The organism is Sporosarcina sp. P29 (genome assembly GCF_002743265.1).
GTDB lineage: Bacteria > Bacillota > Bacilli > Bacillales_A > Planococcaceae > Sporosarcina.
In genome coordinates, this window is record NZ_PDYX01000026.1 from 23,879 (window position 1) to 33,571 (window position 9,693).

A 9,693-nucleotide genomic window follows, 5' to 3' on the forward strand; every position below is an offset into this window, starting at 1 on the left:
GGAAGAGGTGCTCAGCTACTGACTGAGCATCTTTTTTGTCTATGTTTATAGGACCAGTCTTACAGGGTAAAGAAAGTAAAACGAATAGATTGGAGATTGCTCATGATGAAGCTACATACAGGATCATTATATTGGGAGTCGACTTTTACTAAAGAAGATTTTGTGAAAGTGAATCGTCAAGATATGTATGATGTCGCAATAATAGGTGGCGGAATGTCGGGTGCATTAACTGCATACGTGCTAGCGAATGAAGGCTATTCGATCGCGTTGATTGAACAAGAGGAAGTTGGTGGGGGGAGTACTTCTGCCAATACTGGTTTATTACAGTTCTCCAACGATATTATGCTGCATGAATTGATGGAGCAAATTGGCGAAGAGAAAGCCGTGGAATTTTATCAGGCATGTAAAAAAGCAATGGAAAATTTGCAAGACGTCGCGGAACATGCGCCGTTTGATGTTCAATTTCATACACGCGAAAGTTTATACTATGCTAGCACAGAGGGAGATGTAGCTAGACTACGTAAAGAATTTGTGGCGTTAAAAAAGTATGGTTTTCCAGTAGAGTTTTGGGAACCTGAAGACATTGTAGCGCACTTCCCGTTTTCGCAACCCGCAGCTATCGTAACAGCAGGGGATGCAGAAGTGAATCCACTGCGTTTGTGTATGGGTGCGATTCATTACGCATATGAAAAGGGTATGGATATATTTGAGCATACGGAAGTGCTCGGGATTCAAGACATAGAAGAACGTGTGCTCATAAAAACGACGAATGGCGAATTTCAAGCGAAGTCGGTCGTTGTCACTACTGGTTATGCGCCGACTCCTGACATGAAGATTCCTCAAAAAGACTTAAAAGTTACCTATGCAATCGCTACACAGCCAATAGACGATTTGTCATTCTGGCATGATCGCATGATGATTTGGGAGACGAAACGACCTTATTTATATATGCGATTAACGGATGAAAATCGTATCGTGGCGGGTGGTTTGGATCAAAATATGGATACATTACCGAGTTCACAAGAAGAAATCGATAAGAAGTTCGCTCAATTAAAGCAAGAGTTACAAGAGCTATTTCCTAATCAGAAGCTCGATTTTGAATATGAGTGGACGGCATTATTCGGTGAGTCAACAGATGAATTACCAGTCATCGGACGTCATCCATTCGAGCCGAATATATACTACCTGATTGGATTAGGTGGTAACGGAACGGTCTACAGTATGTTAGGTGCGTATTTATTGCGTGATGAATTGGCAGGGAAGTCGAATCCTAATGAACCTATATTGGAGATTGAACGTTAAAAAAGCAATTGGAGAAAATTTCTCCAGTTGCTTTTTACGTGTATTTACATGAGAAATAGTATCTTTACAGACTAGTTAACTTAGAATGTGATAACACCCATAGCCATTGTAATTAGGAATAACACGATACTGAAGCCCCACATGATGAGGAATGAGTAGCGGATATGTTTACCCATTTCCAAACCTGCAAGCCCTAATGCAAGCCATAATGCAGGAGAGAAGGGGCTAACAAATGTACCGATTATATTTCCAACAATTAGTGCATACGCGATGGAAATCGATGGAACACCGAAACTAGTGACAACTTGTTCTACAATCGGCAGTAATGCGAAGTAATACGCATCCGTACTGAGCAATAGGTCAAACGGAACGCCGAAGAGCCCGATCATGATATGCAAATATGGCACAATGATTGCCGGCAGCACTTTTACTAAATCTGTGGCGATGGAGTCTAGCATATTAGCACCGTTAAGAATACCTAGGAATGAACCGGCCGCTAGAATGATCGCCGCCATAAGTAAAGCATTTGGTGCGTGCGCCTTAATACGATCCATTTGTTCATTCACAGAGCGATAGTTTAATGGAAGCGCGATACTGAATCCAATCATGAAGATAAAGCCTGCTGGCACTTTTCCCCAAACGAGTAATCCGATAACGCTTACGGCAATAATCACGTTGATCCAAAGCATTTTTGGACGAAGAAGAAGAGTGCCTTCAGAGTCTACATTTTGCTCATCTTCTTCTATCTCATCCAGGTCGTCATCAAAAAATCCACTTGCCGCCTTCTTAGCGATGATTCGCTTTTCGCGTAAACCGAGTATGAAAGCAAATGCGATTAATAATAGAAGACCGACGATTTGGATTTTGATTAGTGGACGCCACAATTCTGTAACGTCTACACCAAGCACAGCTGCTGCCCGTCCAAGGGGGCCCCCCCACGGAACCATATTGACAATACTTGCTGAGATACCGACAAGAAGTAGTAGTAAATAAGGATTCATTTTCAATCTTTTATAGAGTGGTAAAAGCGCTGGGATTGTAATTAAGAATGTGGAAGCACCTGAGCCATCCAACTGTGCAATAGCCGCGATTACTACAGTCGCCATGGCAACTGCCACTACATTTCCACGTGAGATTTTAATCATCGTATTAATTAGCGGGTTGAATACCCCTGCATCCTGCATAACACCGAAGAACAGAATAGCAAAGATGAACATAATGACAACGCTGATCACAGATTCAATTCCACTGTTGAAGAAATCCCCAATTTCCTTGAAGTTGAAGCCGGCAAAGAATGCGCCGAAGATGGGAACAATGACCAGACCAACAATAGGGGTAATCCGGCCACTGATCAGTAATGCCACGATAATAAAAATAGTCAGTAATCCAATAATACTTAACATAGCGATTTCCCTCCAATGGATAAAATGATGAAAGAAAGATGTAAGCGGATACAAATAGAAGTATCTGAATATACTCTCTTAAGCTGTCCATAATGTACCATGTCGAAAAGTCGCTAAAAAGCTTGTGATCATAAGGCGGATATAGTTTTTATTATGCATTTTGTTCATTTTGTTCACGAGCAAGCATTTAGAGCTTGATATACGTACGTTCCGGTCTACCGACATCTCCATAATGCAATTGGGCTTTTGCTTTTTCGACGAATGCAAGGTATTCCAAATATCGTCGTGCGGTAGACCGACTGACGCCAGCTACTTCGCCAGCATGAGCAGCAGTTATTCCTGCAGTCGAACATTGTAGTAATACATTTTCAATGCGTTCAAGTGTAAGGCGGTCTATACCTTTTGGCAATCCGTCAGTTGAAAGGGATGGGGCTTGTTGCATCTCGATACCAAATAATATGCGGTCAAGATCTTCTTGCGATAGTTCGCTTTTTGATGATAGCAATACTTTACTAGAACGGTACCGTCTAAATGATTCTGCAAACCTCTCAGGTTCAACGGGTTTGATTAAATAATCCAACACACCTCCGTGGAGTGCTTCTTGTACTGTATTTGTCTCTTTCGCAGCTGTTAGCAGCATAATATCAATGGTGGGGAATTCCCTCCGCAAACACCAAAATAAATCGAGTCCCGGGCTGTCGGGTATGTAGACATCCAATAAAATTAGGTCAGGTAGTACTTCTGACTGCCGCAAAAAGGCAATAGTTTCTGAAGCGGATCTTTGTTCGGATACGACTTCATAGCCAGTAATCTGTTCAATTAGTTGGCGGTTAATCTTCGCCACTCGAAAATCATCTTCAACAATTACAACTCGTATAGTACTGATCACCGGGAGAATCCCTCCTTCAATTATCTTTTGGCAACGAAATTACAAAGTATGTACCGCCCAGTTCACTCGGTTCAATGGAGAGCTGACCATTCGCTGCTTCAATTGCATTCTTTGTAAGAGCTAGACCGAAACCTCTTTCGCTACCAACTTTTGTCGAGAAACCACGGGTGACCACTTTATCAAGAGATGCATCATCCATACCCGGGCCAGCGTCATCAATTTCAAACAGCAGATCTTGTCCGATATCAGTAAATGAAATCGATATTTCTCGGGAAATGGCGTGTTCGTCATATACCGCATCAAATGCGTTATCAAGTAGATTTCCGATAGCCGTTAGCAATGCTTGGCGGTTCACGTCGGATACTTGGGAATGTAATTGGCTGTCGGGTTGGATGGACACATTGATTTGTAATTCCCTCGCTTGACTAAGCTTTCCGACAAGCAGTCCGCTAATATATGGATCATTTATATTATCAAGCAGTGTGTTTGTCCAGTGTTGTTGAATGCTAGTTTCTTGTCGGATAAAATCGAGTACTTCCTCCTTTTTGTTTAGCTGCGTCAGTCCCATGATCGTATACAATTTATTAGCAAATTCATGTGTCTGTGAACGCAGGGCATTAGCATATTGTTGGATATGTGTTAGTTTTTTCGTTAAGTTCTCGATCTCGGTTTTATTCCTAAAAGTGGCGACTGCACCGAGCAATTCATGTTCGTAGAAGATTGGCACACTGTTTACATACACGATGTGGTTGCTAAAAACTTTTTCCTGGGCAAAGACGGATTCACCATGCTCCAGCACATAGGGCAGATCTGAATTCGGAAAGCTCTCTTGTATTGGTTTACCGATCCAGTCATCGGTTTGCTGTTCATCGCCTGTCAAAAGCTTCAACGCAGCGGAGTTGACCATCGTAATTCGGCTATCCTTATTAATAGCAATAATGCCTTCATGTATGGAATGCAAAATCGTTTCTTTTTGAAAGAGTAAATGCGAAATCTCTTCAGGCTCCAATCCGAATAACAAGTTCTTTATATAGTTCGCAATCAGTACAGCTCCAATGATCGCGGCCGTGCAAACTCCTAGAAGAACAAGCCAGATTTCCTTGCTATACCCCCAAATGATTGTATCAATGGAATCTACTAGGAACCCTACCGAGACAACACCTACAATTTCATCGTTTAAATAGACCGGAGCTTTTGCACGGAGTGAGTTACCTAAAGATCCGGTTGATTTGGAAGTATAGGATTCCCCGTATCGTAAAGCACGTTCGTTATCTTCACCGATCATTTTTTTACCAATTCGATCGGGAGTCGGGTGGGCATAACGGATTTCCTGTTGGTTACCAACAACGATAAACTCTGCGTCTGTTTGGGCTTGAATTTTCTGCACGATCGGCTGGATGATAGCGGAAGGATTATTCGATTCAAAGGCTTGAGAAATCTCGGGTATCACCGCCACACTCTTTGCAACACTGAGCGCCCTTTCACCAATTTGAGTTTCTAATGTATCAGTAACGAAGAAACTCATGAATCCGCCTATCAGCAGAATGATTGTAATAGAGAGCGCACCTATTAAACTGATCATTTTTAGATGAAGATTGACAAACGGTCTGTCTTTTGTTCGATGAATGGATAAATCTTTTTTACGGATACGGATCATGTCGAACCCCCGGTAAACATGTTAGTAGATATAGAATACCATGCTATGTGAAATATTAAATGGTATTGTTCATTTAAAAGTGTAGGGGAGGGATAAAGGTTGGAGGTATACACAGTTAACTGTTCTATACATAGAAAAGAAGAGTTTCCTTACTGACTAGCGATGCAGAAATAATGTCTTGGATGTAGCGTCGATTAGTAGTATGGAAGGAAACTCAGCGTGGAAATAACTAACTTACCAGGTGGGATAGTACGATTTTGCAGTAGGATTTGGAATTTACATATGGGAGTGCGATATAGTCAATTGAAGAGTTATTATCTTAGAGCGCGTTTACATGAATCATTCGTAAATGACCAGGTAACACGGTGATTTGCTGTGCAGTTTCTTCATAAATTTCTCCGTCCATATCGACCTTATTGCCAATAGGTTGCATGATTTCGAGAGCTGTGACTTGAATATATTCGAGTTCGTTTAATTGCTCATTTTCCACAGTCGGATTTTGTAACGCAAATAATTCGCGGAAAGCAGCTAAGTTGGAATCACGCACAATTAAAACGTCTAATTTACCATCAAAAGGAGATAGGGAAGCGATGGGGAGTTGAGTTGTACCGATATAGCGACCGTTAAGGACGAATAGTAAAATAGCGTCACCTTCTAACTCTGTGTCCGTAGTTTGGATTTTATAATGAAATGGTTCTGTCCGATTCAACGTACGTAATGTACTGAGCACATAACTGATAGAACCAAGACGTTTTTTTTCATCTGAATTGATGTTTTCTGATGTTTCGGTGACGAGTCCGATGCCCCAAAAATTCATAAAGTAGTGCTCGCCAACTTTCCCAATATCGGTATCGATAATGGAGCCATTAAGTATAGAAGTAGCTGCTTCGTTAAGAGATTGCGGAATACCTAAAGTACGGCTGAAATCATTTGATGTACCACCAGGTAATATTGCGATGATAGGACGTGTAGCAAGAGGTGCGATACTATTTAAGCAAGTGTGTACAGTGCCGTCACCGCCAAGTATGATGAGCAAATCGACTTGGTCGCTATATTTTACGCAAGCTTGTTGGAGTTGTTCTTCGGAAGTAGTGTTCAACACGATGAGTTCATCTACTGCTTGTGCAACAATATGGAGTGTCTTCTCAAGCTTTAGATGTGTATCATCTTCTCCAGCTGTCTGATTATAAACAAAGAGTGCGCGGTTGAAATGAAGCATAAGAGTCACTTCCTTTTTTTCTTTATTATTCCCTAATTCAAGATGTAGAAACCATGCGTTGAAATGAAGTAAAGCAAATGGTTATTTATAAAAATCTCGGGGAATGGTAACTATAAAAGGAGTGAGAATATATGGATATCTATACAGTTGGTCATTCCACGCATACAAAAGAAGAATTTTTGAAGTTATTGGAAGATGCACGTATTGAGAAATTAGTCGATATCCGTGCGTTTCCTGGTAGTCGCAAATTTCCACATTTCCATGAGGATCGGATGAAAGTATGGTTACCTGCACATCATATCGCCTATGAACATTGTGGTAAGTTAGGTGGTCGTAGAAGGAAATCCAAAACAATTGATGATGAAATAAATGATGGTTGGAACAATCAATCGTTTCATAACTACGCGGATTATACGTTGACAGAGGAATTTCGAGAAGGAATTGACAACTTGATGAAGGAAGCTAAAGAACAGCGAATTGCCATATGCTGTTCCGAACGACATCCGGCAAGATGCCATCGCTTGTTAATTAGTAATTGGCTAGCTACACATGGTTGGAATGTGAAACACATTATAGATGGCCCGAAAGAAAAGACGTTGATAGAAAACCATGTTGTAGGAAAGTGGGGTGCGGAACCTGTAGTGACAAAAGATGATGAAGTGACATATCCCCCTGAAAAGGAAAAATAACAGGAGAGCCCTATGAAACAAAGGGCTTTCCTGTTATTCGTACAATGTTTTATCGTGCGATCCATCTGCATGATAAACAGATAATATACCTTCGTGTTCTGTAACGTACTTTTTTGCCTTTTCAAGTAAAGCTGATTTAGTATCTTCTTTAAATAGGACATGATCGCTACCGGACTTTTTGAAAATCCACTCATCTTCCCGAGGCTTTACTTCATAATGCAGGCGACCATCACTACTACCTTCTACATATTCATGGGCTTTCGTAGTAGCTATAGATATAGCGCGATCTTCTTCATAATTCTCACGCAGCAAAGCGTTGGCAATTTCAATCGCTTTATTACGTACTTTGGGATTTAGATTTTTTAATGAAGCAGGGTAATCCTGTTTGCTCCATGGCATCAGACATCACCTCCTGTTTCAATAATCCCCCTTTTCATCCAACATAAACAACTAAATAGAAGAAATGCAAACGGTCTGAAATGTGATAATTGGCTAAAGTAATAGAGAGTACTAAATTAAACTTTTATACAGCTGACCAAAATGTTACTAACTGTTTCTGTTCCTGTGTCTATCGGCAGAGATTTGTTTTACTCATTCATACTAAAGAAGGATTAACTATTACTCAATTTACAATAGTTTGATTATTCGTTTATTGAATGGTAGAGTATATATATTCTTAAGTACTTAGCAACTTAGCTTTGTTTTGATAGTCGACCATTTCTTGTGATCTCAATAGGATAACCCTATAAAGATAAATATTAACTTGAGGAGTGAAGGTATTGTCTCTGTCCGTTAAGCAATTATTGGATAACAAAGGGATTCAGGCCAAGCCCGAGCATCTAGAAACCTTGGAAAGTCGCTGGAAGGGGATGCAAAAGTTAAGAGGAACATTAGAAGGTGTGAAAATCGAAGACGCCGATATCGGACTTCGAAATATCCCCGGAGGTGACCATATTGGCTAAAGAATTGATTCAGAAATCGGTGGAAGAATTGGCGCCGCTCTTAAAAGATGGATCATTGTCGCCAGTTGAGTTAACCAATGCTGTGCTAGATCATGCTGAAGAAACGCAACATACAATAAACGCTTATATGACAATTTACCGCGAGGAAGCGGAACAGTCGGCACGTGAAGCAGAGAAAGAAATTAAAAATGGAAATTATCGAGGTATGTATCACGGAATTCCGATGGCTTTGAAAGATAATTTATATTTTAAAGGTAAAGTCACCACCATGTCTTCTAAAATTCATAAGGATTTCATTCCAGAAGACGATGCGACTGTAGTAAGCAAGTTAAGAGATGCAGGAGTCATTTTCACTGGTAAACTGAGTATGCATGAATATGCTTGGGGAATTACAAATAATAATCCTCACTATGGAGCAGTGAGAAATCCTTGGAACACAGATATGATTCCAGGTGGTTCCAGTGGCGGCTCAGGTGCAGCTGTTTCGGTTGGTTCAAGCGTCGCTTCTCTCGGAACAGATACAGCGGGATCTATCCGAATCCCATCATCCATCTGTGGTATTGTCGGTTTAAAGCCAACACACGGCCGTGTCAGTAAATATGGATGTTATCCATTGGCGTGGTCGCTTGATCATATCGGGCCGATGACAAAGACAATCAAAGATGCAGCTGGAATGATGGATATCATTTCAGGGTATGACGAAAAAGATCCAACCTCTATTAATACACCTGTCGATCAATACTTGGAGAAGGTTAAGGGCGACGTAAAGGGTCTGGTCATTGGTGTAAATGAAGAGTATTTCTTCAATGAAGTAGACAACGAAGTGGATCAAGTAGTGCGTGGAAATATTAAAGCACTAACTGATCAGGGGGCGAGAGTTGAAGTAGTGAAGATTCCAACTCTAAAATATGCAGAGTGGGCGGAGCTTGTCACGTCACTTTCAGAAGCGTCTACAATTCATCACGAAGACATGTTGAAGCGGCCACAGGATTTCGGTGATGATATCCGAATGTTGTTTGAGCTTGGTGAACTACCATCAGCTGTTGACTATCTTCAAGCACAGCAAGTACGTCGTCAACTTAAGCAGGAATTCGAGGAAGTATTCCAAAAAGTTGACGTGCTTATAGCGCCGACATTGCCAGTAGTAGCTAGTAAAATCGGCGAGGATACTGTAGAGCTTAACGGCAACCAAGTGGACCTAATTGACAATATTATACGCTTTACTGGACCAGGTAATTTAACAGGTCTTCCTGCATTATCAGTACCAGGTGGTTTCAAAGGAGACCTTCCAGTCGGAGTGCAAATTATTGGGCCAGCTTTCTCAGAAGCGTTGTTGCTTGATGTTGGTTATGCAATCGAGCAAACAAATCCTATGAAGAATAGGAAACCGCCTTTACTCTTAAAGGCATAATAAAACAAAAAGCCCCACGGTCAACCCTAAACTGTACCCCTTGTAAAGGACAATTAAAAAAAGCCTATGCTATTTGTTGAAGTTGCTGCCTGTATTTTGCAGGCGGCAACTTTTTTAAATTCCATTGCCCACGATAATGATTGTAGTACGTCATGTAACTT

At 41.0% G+C, this 9,693-nt stretch carries 9 protein-coding genes; 4 read left to right on the top strand and 5 right to left on the bottom strand.

What is annotated here, in order from left to right; all coding sequences use genetic code 11:
* Positions 1-102: 102 nt before the first annotated feature.
* Entirely contained in the window at positions 103-1,302 is a 1,200-nt protein-coding gene (locus tag CSV68_RS15000; RefSeq protein ID WP_233192941.1) for an NAD(P)/FAD-dependent oxidoreductase, read from the top strand.
* A gap of 80 nt (positions 1,303-1,382) precedes the next feature.
* Here CSV68_RS15000 and CSV68_RS15005 read toward each other — a convergent pair whose 3' ends face one another.
* The 4 genes from CSV68_RS15005 to CSV68_RS15020 form a co-directional block, all read right to left on the bottom strand.
* Positions 1,383-2,705 carry a CitMHS family transporter gene (locus CSV68_RS15005; protein WP_099662539.1) on the bottom strand — a complete coding sequence of 441 codons (1,323 nt, stop codon included), beginning with the start codon at positions 2,703-2,705 and terminating at the stop codon, positions 1,383-1,385.
* Between the two features lie 187 nt (positions 2,706-2,892).
* Positions 2,893-3,594 carry a response regulator gene (locus tag CSV68_RS15010; RefSeq protein WP_099662540.1) on the bottom strand — a complete coding sequence of 234 codons (702 nt, stop codon included), beginning with the start codon at positions 3,592-3,594 and terminating at the stop codon, positions 2,893-2,895.
* Positions 3,595-3,610: 16 nt separating this feature from the next.
* Complete coding sequence (locus CSV68_RS15015; protein WP_099662541.1) at positions 3,611-5,251, bottom strand: ATP-binding protein; 1,641 nt, start codon at positions 5,249-5,251, stop codon at positions 3,611-3,613.
* 319 nt (positions 5,252-5,570) lie between these two features.
* Positions 5,571-6,470 carry a diacylglycerol/lipid kinase family protein gene (locus CSV68_RS15020; RefSeq protein WP_099635028.1) on the bottom strand — a complete coding sequence of 300 codons (900 nt, stop codon included), beginning with the start codon at positions 6,468-6,470 and terminating at the stop codon, positions 5,571-5,573.
* Positions 6,471-6,601: 131 nt separating this feature from the next.
* Here CSV68_RS15020 and CSV68_RS15025 point away from each other — a divergent pair, with 131 nt between their 5' ends.
* Positions 6,602-7,159 (top strand): DUF488 domain-containing protein, encoded by a 558-nt coding sequence (locus CSV68_RS15025; RefSeq protein WP_099635029.1) that lies wholly within the window; start codon positions 6,602-6,604, stop codon positions 7,157-7,159.
* Between the two features lie 33 nt (positions 7,160-7,192).
* Here CSV68_RS15025 and CSV68_RS15030 read toward each other — a convergent pair whose 3' ends face one another.
* Complete coding sequence (locus CSV68_RS15030) at positions 7,193-7,558, bottom strand: DUF2188 domain-containing protein (protein WP_099635030.1); 366 nt, start codon at positions 7,556-7,558, stop codon at positions 7,193-7,195.
* Positions 7,559-7,929: 371 nt separating this feature from the next.
* On the opposite strand from CSV68_RS15030, the gene CSV68_RS15035 reads away from it, so the two are divergent.
* Both CSV68_RS15035 and CSV68_RS15040 read left to right on the top strand, forming a co-directional pair.
* Positions 7,930-8,121 carry a hypothetical protein gene (locus CSV68_RS15035; RefSeq protein ID WP_233190480.1) on the top strand — a complete coding sequence of 64 codons (192 nt, stop codon included), beginning with the start codon at positions 7,930-7,932 and terminating at the stop codon, positions 8,119-8,121.
* The gene (locus CSV68_RS15040) at positions 8,114-9,532 is read left to right on the top strand and encodes an amidase (RefSeq protein WP_099662542.1); all 1,419 of its coding nucleotides are present in this window, start codon (positions 8,114-8,116) and stop codon (positions 9,530-9,532) included. Before CSV68_RS15035 ends, CSV68_RS15040 begins: the two co-directional genes overlap by 8 nt.
* The last annotated feature ends 161 nt before the right edge of the window (positions 9,533-9,693 follow it).